The organism is Shinella yambaruensis (assembly GCF_022899355.1).
Lineage (GTDB): Bacteria > Pseudomonadota > Alphaproteobacteria > Rhizobiales > Rhizobiaceae > Shinella > Shinella yambaruensis.
Genome location: NZ_JALJCK010000005.1, coordinates 344411 through 359790 on the forward strand (window position 1 = coordinate 344411; position 15380 = coordinate 359790).

Consider the following 15380-nt stretch of genomic DNA (forward strand, 5'->3'; position numbering starts at 1 on the left):
ATCGCCAAGGAATCTGGATTCATGAGCGGGTCACTGTCGCAAGGAACGAAATCGAGCGATGTCATCGTCCGATCAACAGACCGGCGATCCTCTTGAGCGCGTCGGCGAAGGAGGCTCCGAGCGCCCCCCCCCGATGCCCATCATGCCGAGAGCCCCCATCCCCATGAGCTTCCAGCGCCGGACATCGTCGGTTACCGGCTTCATCTCCGTCACTTCTTCTCGCACGGTGACGATGGAGGCCTTGACTTTGCCAACACGATCCACCACCTCGTCAAGTCGCCGGTGGACGACGGCTCGGCTCGCTTCGGACTTGTCTTCCGACCTCCTTCCGGCTTCCTCCATGCGGCGGATTGAATCCTGCAGGCTGTGCATGCCGGCAACGAGCTCGCCCAGCTGGCGATGTACGGCCGCGTCAATCTCTGGTGGCGTCATTCCCAGCATCCTTTCCTGGCCCCTGCCCGGTCATTCCCAATGACACGCTCCACGGCCGGCCGATCCGCCTGAAGCAGGGCAACCGTCCCGACCGACGACAGGTTATTCTTCGCGAACGGGGAGCACGACGAGACTGCCGCACTCTGGCACCCGGCCAAGGTAAGCAACACACAGATCAAAGTCAGACATGCGCTGAAGTTTGGCATCGTCGCCTTTCCTTTCCAGCTCTTCCTTTTGCGTTTGAACGGCTTGTTCCGCGACGAGGCGGTCCCTGCCCTCCAGCCGGGCCGCTGGAAGCGTGAACGCCTGCACATAGGCGTAGACCACCACGCCACCGAGGACCGCGCCTGCGCCGATCTTCAGGCCGTCGATGAGGGCGATCACGATCCGAACTCCGTCTTCAGATCGCGCACCGCCTTGGCGAGATCGGCCCGGCGCTTGATGCCGTAGATGGCGAATCCAACGATGACGGCGACAATCGCAAGCTGGACGCGCCAGTCGAGATTGCCGAAGGCGGCGATGGGCGCGCCGATGGCGGTCAACAGCCAGGTCCAGACGGTCTTGCTCTTGCTGGCCGGCGTCTTGAGCTCGCCGGGATCGACGACCACTGGTTTCTCGATGACCACAGGCTCCGGCTTGGGCTCCGGAACGGCGACGACCACCTTGCCGGCAGCCCTCACCTGGTCGAGAACAGCCTCAACCTTCTCGGGCGCCACGAGCGCCTTGTTGAGCTTGTCGCCCATGTAATAGGACGAGCCGCGCGGCACGTCGCGGTGCGCCCCCTGGGTTGGCGCAAGGACCGGGAAGGAAGCCCACTCCTGCGCCAGACGCTTGCCGAACTCAGTGCAACTGATCCTGCCGGCGGCGACGCCAGATTATCCAGCACTTAATACTCAACCTAGCGTGATGAACAAATACGACTCGACTCTATCGATTGTTGTATTAGCATGATCGCGCACTCAACAACCGTGGGAGGGTAACATGAGTGGATTCAATCCAAACTCGAAGACCTTAGCAGCATGCATTGCAGAACTTGAGGCTTTCCGTAAAGCACGCGGCCTCGATGACAAGGCAATCATCACGTCGCTCGATTTCCCGGATATCTGGCGGACGAAGGAGCTTTCGGTAAGCAACGTACCGGGCGGCTTCAACAAGATCATGCTTCCGTTTTTCACAGACGGCCCGGCAACTTTCTACATCTCATCTGCCGGTCCATACGTGAAGGTCCCTCTTCACTCGCACGACGAGGGAGCAGGAATTCGCGTCATAATGTCGGGCTCGATCATGTACGAAGACAAGGAGCTCGAGGCGGGAGGCTGGATGTACCTGAAGGCTGGAGCACCCTACCAGTTCACCGTCGGGCCGCGCGGCGTGTCGATGTTCTACTGCTACCGATGCTGCTGCGCATAGGACGCGGGTGGCGAGAATGAAAAAGGTGGATTCATTCACGGCCTTTGAGAAGATCAGAAGCGATCCGAACAATGCCGGCAGAACTTTCTCAGTCAGCAAGGATATCTTCGATCATTTTAGCGAAAAACTGCGCCAGTCGACACGAGAAATTGGCGCCAAAGAAGCGAGTGAGATCGAAGATCTAATTGGAGCTGATCCGGGGAAAGGTGCCGGAACGACGAGAGATGCGACATGCGAGAAATGCAACACGGCTTTCAGCCTGTCGGATCACGTCGCATCTGCTCTCCTGGCCGGAAAGCACACGGCCCCCGAAATGGCGAGCTTTTTCCAAGGCAACGACTACTGGTTGACAGTCGACACCAAGGAAAAACGCGAGACGATCTGTCCTCATTGCTACCGCAGAGGGGTGATCATACACTGCTGTTATATTTTTAGCAGGTACGCATACGCGTAAGACATTGAACCGGCGCGCAAGTAGACGACCAAGTCAGCCTACTCGCGCGCCGGCGTGCCATGATACGTTAGCTAAGTGCCACACCAGGGTTTGCGCTGGCCTTCCCATGTTCGCGCAAGGCCTTCTGCCACAAGCCTGTCGCCTAGTGACTGGCCGTTCCGGATCAGAATGCGCAGGCTTCGGCCGTATTGATCGGTGTCCCTATCCGAAAGGGCATGCATCTCGAACGGTCCCGCGCTTAACAGGGACTGCAAGCGATGCTTGGCTTTTTCCCCGAGCGCGAGCTCCTTCGCGCATTGAAGACTGCCGATTTCCGGCATGTCGATGTCGGCAATACGGACCTTTTGTCCTTCCAGCCAGAACGTGTCCCCGTCCACCACACAGGTGACGCGCTTTCCCCCCTTGCAAAGAGGGAATGCCTGGTTCACGCGCTGCTGCTTCCGCTGTGGTTTTGCAACCGCAAACACCTCTTCAGGGGCTGTGACGACCTCTGCCGGATCAACATCGTCCACCACCGTGCCGGCGATCGATGCTTCCAATGTCGATGCGACGGATAGCCCGGCATTTAATGCCCACTGCGACGCGGCCGAAATCTGACCCCACCCAGCGCCGATAGCAAACACCCCGACGAATGCGGCAACTGACGCCGAGAGCACCAGCCCAACGAACCGCCGGCGCTCTTTGCGCCTTGCATCTTCAAAGCTCACCACAACCAACGGCACCCTCCAAGCTCCCCTTAAAGTGGTGCGCGAGGCGTTACGAAATCATGAACTCATGGCCGGACGGAGGCCCGTCATCAACTGAGATAAGTGCCGCGCGAGTTTACCGGAACACCAGTTCGATTTTTCAGATAAATCTTGCCGTCATAGACCGAGACGGTGATTTTGCCGGAAGTGCCGCTGGTTGAGCCGGGTACCAACTCACCGGTCGTGACTTCGACATTCGCCGAGCCGCCGGTTGCCATCTGTGCGATTGCGTGGGTCCCGGTCACCCTGTACGAAAATATGATCGATCGATCGATGCCCCGCCCCAACATTCGTCAGCGACACTATCCCATCCGTCCGCGCGGGCGTTATTGCGACGACGGCCTCATGATCCAGCGTGTGCAGAAACGACCGTAGTCCCTGATGGATGACCACCTCACCGCCGGCATTGACACCGAGGGCGGGAATGTCGGCGCCGCCGGCGTTGTGGTACTGGATAAGGAACTCGGAAAAACTGCCGCTTGAGTCGGAATTCATTATGAAATCGACCCATCGCTGAAGGTTCTGCTGGTAGAAGCGCAGCCGGTTGTGATCTCCGCGGATCGCGACAGGGATATCGCCGAAATAGTAGCCCCTGTCATTAAACCCGCGGATCCTCGGATGGGTCGGCGCGGCTTCCCAGTCGCGCGTCGGCTGGTTGTTGTAGATGATAGAGCCGATTTCGTTCGTCCCGGGCACCTCGATGACTGCCTGATTACCGACGATGCTGCAGCCGTAGAAAAACAGGTTGAGCGGGAATTGGTGCTTGACCATCCCGTCATAGACCACGCCATGCCCCCGAGCCGCCGCGGGCGCGCCCGGCGTGCCAGGCACGACGTTGCCTTCGGCGTCGAGGCCAGACCACGCCAGCGTAAAATCGCACTCCAGAAACGTCGAGCTGTCGGTGTATCCGCAATAGAGGACGCGAGGCCAAGCCGTGTTGGTCGCATCTCTATAGACGGAACCCCGGCAGCCCATGTACGTGTTGCCCCAAGCTCCAGCCGTGCCGTCGGCGCCGGAGATGTTCCATGCGCAGGTCTCATAGGCACCGGATGTTTCGACGTGGTCGGTCGTGGCGATGATCCCGACAAAACAATTGAACGACGAATACCACGACGCGGACGGCAGCAGTTGCGTTCCGATCTTGACCCCGTCGCGGCGGAAGTTCTTTGCCCAGATGTCGTGAAAGTGGCTGCCATAGGCACTTTTGACGACGAGGCCGTCGCGCGCCTTCTTGTCGCAGTCAATGACAAAGCCGCCAACCTCGACGCCGGAAATCCGGCCGGCGACATCGACGACTGCTTTGTCGGCATCGCTGGCGCCTACCCACTTTATCGTGGTGGCCGATTTCGAAGAGTTGAGATACGAGTGTCCACATCCGATCAGAGCACAGTTCTGAAACGCACTCTCGGTGCCCGGTGCACCGCCGCCTACGAAAAGAGTGTCAGCCACACCATACGTTCCGGCACCGAGGCGGAGCTTGCGATCCCCCATTTTGTAGGCATAAAGACGCGCGTCGTTCAGTGCGCCGCTAACGTCCGTTCCGTCCGCTACGATGCCAAAATGATCGGCATGCGGGCACCTTTCCGCCAAAACCCACCAACCGCCGTTTGCGCTGTCCGAATTGCCTTCCGCTGTCCATCGATCCAAAGAACGGATCTTCGCCACGGCCGGGACATCCGGCTCAGAATTACAGCGATAGTATCCGGCGCCGCCAACCAGGGTGGCAGGAATTGCAAAGTTCGGCGCGTAGAACTGCGTCTGTACGGCCTTGACCGTGACGGCGATGTCCGCCGCTGCGAGATCGGCCTTTGCTAGGAACATCATGTCAGTCTTCCTTTCTGGACGGCCTTAGAGGCACGCGCGCGAACTCGATCAAGTCCGTCCGCGCACTTAAGAGGCTACATCGCCATCGCGCGCCAGATTGACGGTACAACGGGTACGGATGAAAATCTCACCATCCTCGTCAATGTGGATGGCAAGTTTTACGTCGAGAACAGAACTGGCGGTGCGGCTAGCGCACCGTGAAAAGGTACTTCAAGCCCTGCGTGAAGCCACGCGGTGCAACGGTGAGGTGATCGTCGTCATCCAGGACTACCGACTTCAATTGCAGGCTCGGATACTTTCGGCTCTGCAATACCGCTTCCAGAGCCCGGTTGTCGGCGACCAGATCGACGGTCCGGTTGTAACGGCGGTCGCCTTTGCGCAGCGCTTCATAGGCACCGACATACAAATAGACTTTCGCCGGCAGGTCGCGGTTCTGCGCGGCGTAACCTGCCTCGAGTTTAAAGGCATGGCGTTTGTCGTACCAGAGTGAGGGGCTGCCGAGAATATAGCCGCTGAACAGCCCAGGTTCCGTAAAAAGGATCTGTGCGCCAAGCAATGCCCCCTAGGAGTGGCCAAGAAAAAACGATCTACTAGCATCAACCCGATAGCGACCGGAGATGAATGGCTTCACCTGATCGGCCAAATATTTCTGATAGGCTCGCCCCTGCCCGTGGACCGCACTCGCTGGTGCGCTTCGTGGCCCGTATGCTGTAGGCGTGTAGTCCCGACGGCGGCTGGCCATGCCGTCCTCGCCCTTTCCGTAAGATAAGCCGACAAGGATGAATTCCTCGATTTGAGGCCCTTCGACGTTGAGGCGGCGGCTAATCTGTCGGATGATCGGGAAAGCGTAGTCGGCATCTGTGACATAAAGTACGGGGTAGCGCCGCTTTGGTTGCGCAGCGTAAGACGATGGGAAGGCAACGAAAACCTGGTAATCGCGACCGGAAACCGGATCGGGCACATCCCAGACTTCACTATCAATGATCTCGTACGCGCGCCCCTCTCCTAATTGTGATTTAGGAGTCGATTGGGCGTAGGTTTGCGGCGGTGCACCAAAGATGCTGGAGCTGGCGATGATGGCAATCAGCAAGGTATTGAGAAAAAATTGTCGCAAAAGAAGTCTCCGTGCGCAGCGCTGGTATGGCTTTTCTCATCGATGGGCACATGGGCAGAAATAGGGGTCAAATTTATCGATTAGATTCATACTTAATAAACCCTCACTGCTACGGCAGTTGGTTTCGGCAATAGCCCCCCGGGGGGAGCACGCCAGGACCTGTTGAACTGGGCTCCATCTGGTCCCGGCCCCTCATCGAGCGTGTGCGGGATATGGATCTTCAGAACGCGGCGCGGTAAAAAGGGGGGCCGGCACAGCTGGGATGCGACACGAGGATACAGTCAGACTTAGCTGGCCGCGGACGAAGTCGTCTCTATCGTGAGAAGGCGCGCCAGAACATCTCGCGCTTCAATCGGCAGAATGTCAGGGTATTGTCTGAGCGGTCCGTCGATGATCGCATGTAGAAGATTGCCCTTAATGTTGTTAAAGGCCGACCGCACCTGAAGCTCGTAGACATGGTCATCAGTCTCAAGGCATCGCCGGTCTATCTCCAGCTGAAAGCCTCCAAGGTATTGGCACGCAACCTTTTCGCCAATGTCATTGAAGATCGCCCTTGTAACTTTGTCGACGACATTCTGCAGGGTTTCATGTGTTGCCTTGCGAAAGTCATCGAACATGTAACCGCTTGCTGGAAGGCCTATTTTTTCCAGGTAGACAGGCGAGGAGTGAACAATCAAGGCCGCGACGAGCAGCGGGTCTAGTAGGACATTCTCCATGCCGTCCCTTACGCCATCGGCCAGGACCATGATCCTGTCTTTCGCAACGCTCTTCGTCTTTCCATTTGAAAGATCGGAATCGACAACCCCGTAGATGGTCTTGTTGCCAGAGCTTGACAGGTAGTCGACCAATTTGATGACCCTGTCTTTGCCCTCCGCGCCACTCGCGCCCGTGGAAATAAAATCCAATGAGCGGCCAGGAGGCAGATACGTCTCCAGCAATGTGTAGAGTTTTCCGTAGGTAACTCGATCCTTGTCGCTTTCGGTAAAAACCTGCCGTCGAGCATCATAGTCGATGGCCAAGGTCGGAACGCCAACGGTCAGCGCGTTCAATGCCTCCGCCTTCGAAACCTTCCGAAGGCCGGGCTGATCGGCTTCCATCACATAGATTGACTCTTCCGGAGCGAGAGCAACCATCGTCGGGGAGTGCGTAGTGGCGACAACGCAGATGCCGTGTTTCTCGACAAACACCTCCTGGATTAGCCTGAGAATTCGTTGCGCCATGGCCGGATGAAGGTGAGCATCAGGTTCATCTAGGAGGAGTATCGAAGGCAGAGACAGCTTCACCATTCTCTCGCTCGCGTTGAATAGCGCAATTACGAAAGACAACATTATCTTCTCGCCCGAACTCAGAGTTTGCATGGTCAAACGCTCGCCTGAAATGCGGCGCCGCATGTACGGGTAATAATCTCCCATGTCCAACATATTGGGCCCAACCACCTCAATGTTGAGGTCGGCATCAGTTAGAAGCCGATTCAATATGTCCCATGGCGGCTGTCCGTAGCGGGCATAGAACTCCTCCAGAGTAAATGCCGGCGCCCCCTCCTCTCTCTTTACAATCTCCTCGTGGCGCATCCGCCTCCAGGCGACAAACAGGTGCGCAAAGGAGTGTTGGAACATTCCCATTTGAGGGGCATAGTACATAAATGCCGCGTTGAAATCCTCGCGGGTAATCTCCGCCATAGTCTTTCCGCTGGTTCCAAATTTGAACGAGATCAATTCTCCAGTGGGAGACTCGAAATGAAAGACGGCATCTGGTCCGTCTTTCGGGAGCATTTCAGGATGCTCCGCACGCATTGTCGAAAATTCCTGCCACGCTTCTTGCCGCACATCAGACGGAGCGGCAATCCCAGTGGGGGCCAGTTCGCTTGGCGTCATATTGATGCCGCTATGCATTAAAATTTTATAATGCGCATCGATCCCATCCACGTCCGCGGAAATATCGCCCTCTTGAATTGCGGTAAGAAGGCGCGTTTTTCCTGCGCCGTTTAACCCTGTTATTAGAGTAAAATTAGGAAGTTGAAGGGTGGCAAAGGGATGGAGCGGAGGCAACGGATTGTTCAAATGCAGCTCTATCATTTCAATCCCCGGTGCGCATAACCACGAGTATATAACCACTTTTTCAATCGCCTTGCTACGGGCGGAACGTCTAGGAAGCGGGGGCAACACGCCTGCTCAGCGGAGGATTGCGGGGCGGCCAATTCAGCACAAATTTCACGCCGCCATTGCAGAACGCATAGATCGAACTAGACTTTACAAATGGACCTATTCGCACGACTTGCCTTGAGAATGGCATACTGGCTTCGCCGCCCGCCCTCGCGCCAGCATGTCTACGTTATGGCGATCGTCGCTGCCCTCGCCGCGCTCATCGTCACCATCGAACATCTCGGCTACTGGCCCGACTGGATGACTGCGCAGCGCATGCCGCGCAGTCCTCTTTGACGAACTCACCTTGAGCGTGACCGCCCGGATAATCCAGGGGGAAGCCTCAAAGCTAACGCCGCACCTTCGCAGCTATAGTTTCAATCAAAACACCAATGCGCGGGCCATCCTTCTTGCTGGACCTTTCCCCTGTGCATCCGCCGTGAAGCTGCTGCTGAGCGTGATCGAACGCCGGGACTAATGAGATTGAGGTGGGGCTCACCGCCTAACCAGCGAGAAACACCTCGTAGCCGGAGAGGCTGATTTGCCCGCCTGATGCGCCGAGCAGACCGTACCAACGCAACATGCGGTCAGCCGCGAACGACACCGCCGTGGCGGTGTCAATCAGAACCGTACCAATAGGGGTGATGACGCGACGATTAGCCGATCATTGATGCATTCTACGAGCTGGCCGGGTTCGAATTGGATCGCCATTCAGCCCTCCATCCCGTCAGTTTGGTCGCCCATGAACTCCGCGGCCTCTTCCGGCACATGAATGCGAGGACCTTCCGGGTTCGGCCAGCCGAGACTGCGTTCCGAATCCTCGTCCTGTTCGAGGTCGTGCTCGACGCCGTCCCGTCCGACTACGCCAAAGGAACCGATCCATGGCTCATCGTCGCCCGTGTCTTCAAGGTCGGCGTCGCCGTCGAGGAGGTCGAGGAGCGCGATCAGCTCCTCTATCTTGGTTTCCAAACGGGCACGGGTTTGCTGGAGGCCAGTGCTCATGCGGCGTCCTCCTCTGCTTTCTTACGACGTGCCTGCTCGGATTGAACCGCGGCAAGAATGGCCGCAGCGTCGCTGTGACGGCCAATGGCGAGAAGTGTTTTCTCCTAATCGGCGATCTGCTCTCTGACCTCGTTGAGGCGGTCCTCGATGATCCGTAGCTTATTGTCGATTTCGCCAGAGAGAGCTTGGAGCGCGTTGGTGGCCGGTTGCGTCAATCCTGAGTCGGAGGCCGCCATGTGCAATGCCTCGTTCAGGTACTGCGCGGTGTTGATCAGGTCGAGGATGTCGCCGGTCTTGATGGACAGGACATTGGTCATGCTTTGCCCTCCCAAACGTCCTTGCACTTATGTGCCTGCTCTCGAACGATCCAAAGCAAGGCATCGCAACGCTCGTGGTTGGCGCCCTCGAACTGTTGGTCGCAGAGGGTGTCGATGAAGGTGGTAGAGGTGGCGAACGTCGGACTCGAGTTCGCCCAGGTCGGGGGGATAGCGGCCGGTCATGCCCGAACTCCCTTCAGGAAGTCATACGCGGCCTTCACCATCCTATCGGCTGCATCGCAGCCGTACACACCATCCTCTTCGGTCAATGAGATGCGGAGTGCTTCCACCGCACCCTCAAAGGAACTTGCCGGCTGATCCCATTCCGCAAGCGCGGACAGGTGAGGGCCATAAGTGACATCGGCCACCTTATTCCAGTCAGCGTCGCCGACGGCCTGAATGTTGAAATCCGCCAGCCCGCGCTGGTACAGCCGGATGGCCACCAGTAACGGGTCTGGTCCCGACGGTGCGGCCGTGCTATTTGTTACCTCGTTCATTTCCTTTTCCTTCCTAGGATTGGTGGAACCGTGGCTCGGAGAGGTTGCCGCCTCTGCCGGGCCTTTTGCTTTCCGGGTGGCGATGTTCATGCCACTGTCTCCGTGAAGAACGCGACGAGCTTTGCGCGGCTCGCGACATAGCGCTCGCCCACCCGCTTCACCATCGGGAGATGGCCGCTCTGGATCATGTGGTAGGCTTGCCGTTCGGTGCGATGGATCACTTTCGCTATGTCCGCGATACCCCAAATAAGATCGAGAGCATTTTTATCATTCACCATTTTCGGTTTCATTTTTCACCTTTTATTCACCAATACGTAACCACATATGGACCATTGCCGAATTGCGGCTTGTTGTCAATGCGCGGTGGTGATAGGTGGTGACGCGTGGTTAGAAGGGGAACCGAATGGGCAGAGAAGATCCGCAGCTTAAGCTTCGCGTTTCCGAAGAAATGAAGGAATGGCTGACCGAGGCTGCTCGCTCGAATAGCCGCTCAGTTAATGCGGAGATTGTTGCCAGATTAGATGCTTCGCGCCACGGTAGCCGTGCTGAGGTCGCTGAATGGAAGCGACGATTCGAGGAGGAGCATCAGTCTTTCAATCGTCTTGAGAAAATGTTCTCGCAACAGATGTCCTTGATTGACGACATGAAGCTGGCTGTGGGGCGAGCTAATTCGCTCGTTAAATCACTCTGCGCGATGACGATATCTCTTGCAGTGAGCATCAGGCGTGCCGACGAGAAACCGTCGGATGCCGAAAAAGATGTCGCCCAAAGATTCTATGAAATGGCCTCCGACATTGAAGCGCGCTTTGCAGACGTACCCGACGTAAATATCGGCAAGACTCAATAAGCTTCCGCAAACCCAATGGTTTCAACCTTGAAATCCGCATCATGGAATGATACATAATCCCCCATGATAAGGTCGTTCAAGGACAAGATGACCGAGCAGGTCGCGAAGGGACAGAACCCGAAGAGTTTCCCGGCCGATCTGCTCAAGGTGGCACGGCGCAAGCTGGTCATGCTCGATAACGCTGCTGCCCTTGAGGACTTACGTGTTCCGCCGGCCAACCGACTTGAGGCCCTGAAGGCTGACCGGGCCGGCCAGCATTCGATTCGCGCCAATGACCAGTTTCGCCTTTGCTTTCGCTGGGTGGATGGCAACGCGGAAGACGTTGAATTTGTCGACTACCACTGAAGGAGATAGCCGTGACCCTGCTTGCTTTCGCTATCCACCCTGGCGAAATCCTCGATGAAGAGTTCCTGAAGCCGCTGAACATGAGCGCCGGGGCACTCGCCAAGCGCCTCGATGTACCGCGCACCCGCATTGAGCGGATCGTGAAGGGCGACACTGCCCTCACGGCTGACACCGCTCTGCGTCTTGCTGCCTTCTTCGGCAATACCCCGGAGTTCTGGCTGAACCTCCAGCGCGCCTATGACCTTGCCGAGGCGAGCAAGGTTGTTGACGTGTCGCACATTCGCCCGCTGGAAGCTGCGTGAGCGTCCGTAAGGCACCTGGACCACGCCGAAGGGCGAAGAGAAGACTGCCTGGGTCGTGGACTACGTCGACACGACCGGCACGCGCCGCCTCAAGACCTTCAAGCTGAAAAAGCAGGCCGACCAGTTCGCCGCGACGGCGACGGTCGAGGTGCGGGAGGGTATCCACGTCGCGGACAGTGCGACGATCACCCTTCACGAGGCGGGAAAACTGTGGCTGAAGTCAGGAGACGCCGCCGGGCTGGAGCGCACAACGATGGACCAGCGCCGGCAGCACCGTGAGCTGCACATCGTCCCGGTCGCCGGGGCGGTGAAGCTCACAAAGGTGACTGTGCCGTGGATTCGGTCGTTTCAGGATGAGTTGCGGGAGGGAGGTCGTTCACCTGCAATGATCAAGCGGGTGACCGTGAGCCTCGGAAGCATCCTCGCGGATGCACAAGGCCGCGGGCTCGTCGTGCGCAACGCGGTTCATGAGTTGTCAAAGGCACGATCGGGAACGAAGAAGTCGGAGAAGCGCGCGAAGGTAAAGCTCCGGGGCGGCGTGGACATCCCGACGAATGCCGAAATCCGGCAAATACTCGACGCCGCCGAAGGCAGATATCGGCCGCTGCTGGTGACGATGGTCTTCACGGGGATCAGGGCGAGCGAGGCGCGCGGCTTGCGGTGGGAAGACGTCGATCTCGCCAAGGCGCAACTGCACGTCCGGCAGCGGGCTGATCGCTACGGCGAGGTGGGTATGCCGAAGAGCGAGGCCGGGCAGAGAACGGTTCCTCTTCCCCCGATGGTCGTTAACACGCTAAGGAATGGAGGCTCGCTTGCCCGAAGAGCGAGGCGGGGCTGGTGCTCCCGAACTCAGCCGGCAATATCGAATATCACCAGAACATGCTCCAGAGGGGCTTATGGCCGACGCAGGCGTCGGCAGGGTTGGTGGTGGCGAGCGGGAAAAAGGATGAGAAAGGTGAGCCGATCATGGTGCCGAAATATTCCGGTTTCCACGCGCTCAGACATTGGTACGCAAGCTGGTCGATCAATCGGAAGTCAGATGGGGGGGGCTGGAGCTGCCGGCGAAAACCGTGCAGACGCGGATGGGCCACAGTTCCATCCAGGTGACGTTCGACACCTACGGGCACCTGTTCCCATCGACGGACGAAGGAGCCGAAATGGCCGCCGCGGAGAAGGCGCTTTTCTCTGTCTGAGAGGTCGGATTAAGCATTCCTGAAATGTTGGTCAGCAACATGGATGCAACATGGCGCCAATAATGCTAACAAATTCAAAAGCCGTAAGAACCTCTGGCTCCGTTAATCTTGGTTCGAATCCAGGTTCCCCAGCCAATTCTCCCTTTCTCAGTAAATCGGCTGCCTGGAAGACATCCGGCAGATGTTTAGTGCCGGGATCGTGCACATCGTCATTCCGGGCTTTCCCGTGATCGCGCCGTCTGCGCACCGCCGAACGGCAGCCTGCTGCGATCCCACCAGTGGCGGAGCAGGCCTTGCCGCCATTCTGGCTATAGATTTACGGCGGGACCTGCGCGCGACGCTCGTCAACGAACTCGGCTACAACTGGCACGGCCGGTGTCGCTTTGTAGCGGATGGAGGCCGGGCGCCTCTTGCCAGCGGTTTTCCCGGCTGGCACGTTGCTTTTGTCTGATTCCCATCTGCGTGGAGGAAAGCCCATGGCGCACAAGTTCGAGATCTACAAGGACAAGGCCGGCGAGTTTCGCGTCCGCTTCAAGTACAACAGCGAAGTGATGTTCTCCACGGAAGGCTATTCCAGCAAGGCCAGCGCGCAGAACGCCATCGATTCGATCAAGAAGAACGGCCCCGGCGCGCCCGTCGAGGACAACACGACCGCGCAGGCCTGACCGGTCCCATTCCTTGCGAAGGCCCGCCGGTTCCGCCGGCGGGCCTTCGCACGTCAGAAGGTCGGCGGGGTGCAGGCGCTGATGACCTCGCAGGGCACCGGGCCGACGCAGCGGAAGCGGTGCGGACGGCGGCTCTCGAAATAGTAGGCATCCCCGGGGCCGAGGATGCGCCGCTCGTCGTCCACCGTCACCTCCAGCCGGCCGGAGAGCACGATGCCGCCCTCCTCGCCATCGTGCACCAGCAGCACCTTGCCCGTGTCGGCGCCGGGCTGGTAGCACTCCTTCAGGATCTGCAGGCTGCGGCCGAAGGTGTTCTCGCCGATCTGGCGGAACGAGATCGGGCCCTTGCCGATCTCCACAAGCTCGTCCGCCCGGTAGAAGGCCTTTTTCGGGCGCTCCGGCTCGAAGGCGAAGAATTCCGCAAGACCGATCGGGATGCCGTCGAGGATGCGCTTCAGCGCGCCGACCGACGGGTTGGAGGCGTTCGATTCGATCAGCGAGATCGTCGAATTGGTGACGCCGGCGCGCTTGGCAAGTTCCCGCTGGGAGAGATTGTGGGCCATGCGCAGATGGCGCAGCCTGCCCCCGATATCGACCGACATGGCTATTTCCTGTTCTAGATGTTCGAAATATCGAAAACCGGCTTCTCCGTATCCTTTATTTTCAATCAGTTGACGTCAAGAAGAAAAGGACTTGTTCGGCATTGCAAATCATGGCGTCAATCCCACCAGCCAGAGGAGATCTGCCATGAACGTTCACAACAAGCCCAATGCACCGGTGCTCGACAGCTACTGGATGCCCTTTACCGCCAACCGCCAGTTCAAGGCCGCGCCGCGCCTGCTCGCCGCCGCCGAAGGCATGTATTACACCAGCGCGGACGGCCGCCAGGTGCTCGACGGCACCGCAGGCCTGTGGTGCGTCAATGCCGGCCACGGCCGCCGGCAGATCGCCGCGGCGGTCGAGCGCCAGCTCACCGAGATGGATTTCGCGCCCTCCTTCCAGATGGGCCATGCGGTCGCCTTCGATTTCGCCGAGCGGCTTGCCGAGATCGCCCCCGGCCCCGACGGCGCCAAGCTCGACCGCGTCTTCTACACCGGCTCCGGCTCGGAATCGGTCGATACCGCGCTGAAGATCGCCATTGCCTACCAGCGCGCCATCGGCCAGGGCACGCGCACGCGCCTCATCGGCCGCGAGCGCGGCTATCACGGCGTCGGCTTCGGCGGCATTTCGGTCGGCGGCATTCTCAACAACCGCCGCGTCTTCCCGCAGCTTCCCGGCTCCGACCACCTGCGCCACACCCATGACCTTGCGAGAAACGCCTATGTGAAGGGCCAGCCTGAGCACGGCGCCGAGCTTGCCGACGACCTGGAGCGGCTGGTGGCACTGCACGGCGCGGAAACCATCGCCGCCTGCATCGTCGAGCCGGTCGCCGGCTCCACCGGCGTGCTGATTCCGCCGAAGGGCTATCTCGAAAAGCTGCGCGTGACCTGCGACAGGCACGGCATCCTGCTGATCTTCGACGAGGTCATCACCGGCTTCGGGCGCCTCGGCGCGGCCTTCGCCACCGACTATTTCGGCGTGACGCCCGACATCGTGACCACCGCCAAGGGCCTCACCAACGGCGCCATCCCGATGGGTGCGGTCTTCGCCAGCCGCAAGGTGCACGACGCGCTGATGCACGGGCCGGAAAACGCCATCGAGCTCTTCCACGGCTACACCTATTCCGGCCATCCGGTGGCCTGCGCCGCCGGCATCGCGACGCTCGACATCTACCGCGACGAGGGCCTCTTCACCCGCGGCGCGGCGCTGCAGGACGACTGGCATGCCGCGATGCATTCGCTGAAGGGCCTGCCGCACATCATCGACATCCGCACGATCGGCCTCATCGCCGGCATCGAGCTTGCCCCGCGCGACGGCGCACCGGGCGCGCGGGCCTATGACGTCTTCGTCGATTGCTTCGAGAAGGGCCTCCTGATCCGCGTCACCGGCGACATCATCGCCTTCTCGCCGCCGCTGATCGCCGAGAAGAAGCATTTCGAGGATATCGTCTCGATCCTCGGCGACGCGCTGAAGCGCGCCGCCTGAATTCGG

Annotated in this window: 21 protein-coding genes and 1 pseudogene; 9 read left to right on the forward strand and 13 right to left on the reverse strand. The window is 59.0% G+C overall.

Translation table 11 applies throughout. From position 1 onward, the window contains the following. Nucleotides 1-72: 72 nt before the first annotated feature. From MUU56_RS14285 to MUU56_RS14295, 3 genes are all read right to left on the reverse strand, one after another. A complete protein-coding gene (locus tag MUU56_RS14285) occupies nucleotides 73-432 on the reverse strand; it encodes a DUF1515 family protein (protein ID WP_317633321.1) in 360 nt (119 codons plus the stop codon). A gap of 102 nt (nucleotides 433-534) precedes the next feature. After that, a complete protein-coding gene (locus tag MUU56_RS14290; RefSeq protein WP_244767948.1) occupies nucleotides 535-816 on the reverse strand; it encodes a hypothetical protein in 282 nt (93 codons plus the stop codon). Further along, on the reverse strand, nucleotides 813-1199 hold the full coding sequence (locus MUU56_RS14295) for a hypothetical protein (protein WP_244767949.1): 387 nt from the start codon (nucleotides 1197-1199) through the stop codon (nucleotides 813-815). The genes MUU56_RS14290 and MUU56_RS14295 overlap by 4 nt, the downstream gene beginning before the upstream one ends. Before the next feature lie 214 nt (nucleotides 1200-1413). On the opposite strand from MUU56_RS14295, the gene MUU56_RS14300 reads away from it, so the two are divergent. Together MUU56_RS14300 and MUU56_RS14305 are read left to right on the forward strand one after the other, a co-directional pair. Then, nucleotides 1414-1842: a cupin domain-containing protein gene (locus MUU56_RS14300; RefSeq protein ID WP_244767950.1), complete on the forward strand. Its 429-nt coding sequence runs from the start codon at nucleotides 1414-1416 to the stop codon at nucleotides 1840-1842. Nucleotides 1843-1858: 16 nt separating this feature from the next. After that, complete coding sequence (locus MUU56_RS14305; protein ID WP_244767951.1) at nucleotides 1859-2296, forward strand: hypothetical protein; 438 nt, start codon at nucleotides 1859-1861, stop codon at nucleotides 2294-2296. Nucleotides 2297-2367: 71 nt separating this feature from the next. Here MUU56_RS14305 and MUU56_RS14310 read toward each other — a convergent pair whose 3' ends face one another. The 5 genes from MUU56_RS14310 to MUU56_RS14330 all read right to left on the reverse strand — a co-directional run bounded on the left by MUU56_RS14310 (nucleotide 2368) and on the right by MUU56_RS14330 (nucleotide 8055). Next, entirely contained in the window at nucleotides 2368-3006 is a 639-nt protein-coding gene (locus MUU56_RS14310) for a thermonuclease family protein (RefSeq protein ID WP_244768116.1), read from the reverse strand. 210 nt (nucleotides 3007-3216) lie between these two features. Next, complete coding sequence (locus tag MUU56_RS14315) at nucleotides 3217-4866, reverse strand: hypothetical protein (RefSeq protein ID WP_244767952.1); 1650 nt, start codon at nucleotides 4864-4866, stop codon at nucleotides 3217-3219. 187 nt (nucleotides 4867-5053) lie between these two features. Beyond that, the gene (locus MUU56_RS14320) at nucleotides 5054-5422 is read right to left on the reverse strand and encodes an alpha/beta hydrolase (RefSeq protein ID WP_244767953.1); all 369 of its coding nucleotides are present in this window, start codon (nucleotides 5420-5422) and stop codon (nucleotides 5054-5056) included. 6 nt (nucleotides 5423-5428) lie between these two features. Continuing rightward, complete coding sequence (locus MUU56_RS14325) at nucleotides 5429-5980, reverse strand: alpha/beta hydrolase (RefSeq protein WP_244767954.1); 552 nt, start codon at nucleotides 5978-5980, stop codon at nucleotides 5429-5431. Nucleotides 5981-6267: 287 nt separating this feature from the next. Continuing rightward, complete coding sequence (locus MUU56_RS14330; RefSeq protein ID WP_244767955.1) at nucleotides 6268-8055, reverse strand: AAA family ATPase; 1788 nt, start codon at nucleotides 8053-8055, stop codon at nucleotides 6268-6270. A 210-nt stretch (nucleotides 8056-8265) separates the two neighbouring features. Between MUU56_RS14330 and MUU56_RS14335 the strand changes: the two genes are divergently transcribed. Then, on the forward strand, nucleotides 8266-8418 hold the full coding sequence (locus tag MUU56_RS14335; RefSeq protein WP_244767956.1) for a hypothetical protein: 153 nt from the start codon (nucleotides 8266-8268) through the stop codon (nucleotides 8416-8418). 414 nt (nucleotides 8419-8832) lie between these two features. Here the strand turns inward: MUU56_RS14335 and MUU56_RS14340 are convergent, their stop codons facing one another. The 4 genes from MUU56_RS14340 to MUU56_RS14355 form a co-directional block, all read right to left on the reverse strand. Beyond that, nucleotides 8833-9123 carry a hypothetical protein gene (locus MUU56_RS14340; protein ID WP_244767957.1) on the reverse strand — a complete coding sequence of 97 codons (291 nt, stop codon included), beginning with the start codon at nucleotides 9121-9123 and terminating at the stop codon, nucleotides 8833-8835. 104 nt (nucleotides 9124-9227) lie between these two features. Next, nucleotides 9228-9440: a hypothetical protein gene (locus MUU56_RS14345; protein WP_244767958.1), complete on the reverse strand. Its 213-nt coding sequence runs from the start codon at nucleotides 9438-9440 to the stop codon at nucleotides 9228-9230. Nucleotides 9441-9619: 179 nt separating this feature from the next. Beyond that, on the reverse strand, nucleotides 9620-10027 hold the full coding sequence (locus MUU56_RS14350; RefSeq protein WP_244767959.1) for a hypothetical protein: 408 nt from the start codon (nucleotides 10025-10027) through the stop codon (nucleotides 9620-9622). Next, entirely contained in the window at nucleotides 10024-10158 is a 135-nt protein-coding gene (locus MUU56_RS14355; protein ID WP_317633322.1) for a hypothetical protein, read from the reverse strand. The genes MUU56_RS14350 and MUU56_RS14355 overlap by 4 nt, the downstream gene beginning before the upstream one ends. Nucleotides 10159-10340: 182 nt before the next feature. Between MUU56_RS14355 and MUU56_RS14360 the strand changes: the two genes are divergently transcribed. The 5 genes and pseudogenes from MUU56_RS14360 (at nucleotide 10341) to MUU56_RS14380 (ending at nucleotide 13289) form a co-directional block, all read left to right on the forward strand. After that, nucleotides 10341-10784: an Arc family DNA-binding protein gene (locus MUU56_RS14360; protein ID WP_244767960.1), complete on the forward strand. Its 444-nt coding sequence runs from the start codon at nucleotides 10341-10343 to the stop codon at nucleotides 10782-10784. 63 nt (nucleotides 10785-10847) lie between these two features. Continuing rightward, nucleotides 10848-11129 carry a type II toxin-antitoxin system RelE/ParE family toxin gene (locus MUU56_RS14365; protein WP_244767961.1) on the forward strand — a complete coding sequence of 94 codons (282 nt, stop codon included), beginning with the start codon at nucleotides 10848-10850 and terminating at the stop codon, nucleotides 11127-11129. Nucleotides 11130-11140: 11 nt separating this feature from the next. After that, entirely contained in the window at nucleotides 11141-11431 is a 291-nt protein-coding gene (locus MUU56_RS14370; protein WP_244767962.1) for a HigA family addiction module antitoxin, read from the forward strand. After that, nucleotides 11428-12624, forward strand: a pseudogene (locus MUU56_RS14375) (tyrosine-type recombinase/integrase). The gene MUU56_RS14370 and the pseudogene MUU56_RS14375 overlap by 4 nt, the downstream one beginning before the upstream one ends. Nucleotides 12625-13100: 476 nt before the next feature. After that, the gene (locus MUU56_RS14380; protein ID WP_244767963.1) at nucleotides 13101-13289 is read left to right on the forward strand and encodes a YegP family protein; all 189 of its coding nucleotides are present in this window, start codon (nucleotides 13101-13103) and stop codon (nucleotides 13287-13289) included. Nucleotides 13290-13342: 53 nt separating this feature from the next. Here the strand turns inward: MUU56_RS14380 and MUU56_RS14385 are convergent, their stop codons facing one another. After that, nucleotides 13343-13891, reverse strand: coding sequence for a cupin domain-containing protein (locus MUU56_RS14385; protein ID WP_064328967.1), 549 nt, complete (start codon nucleotides 13889-13891; stop codon nucleotides 13343-13345). A gap of 145 nt (nucleotides 13892-14036) precedes the next feature. Between MUU56_RS14385 and aptA the strand changes: the two genes are divergently transcribed. Then, complete coding sequence (gene aptA, locus MUU56_RS14390) at nucleotides 14037-15374, forward strand: omega-aminotransferase AptA (protein ID WP_244767964.1); 1338 nt, start codon at nucleotides 14037-14039, stop codon at nucleotides 15372-15374. Nucleotides 15375-15380 lie beyond the last annotated feature (6 nt).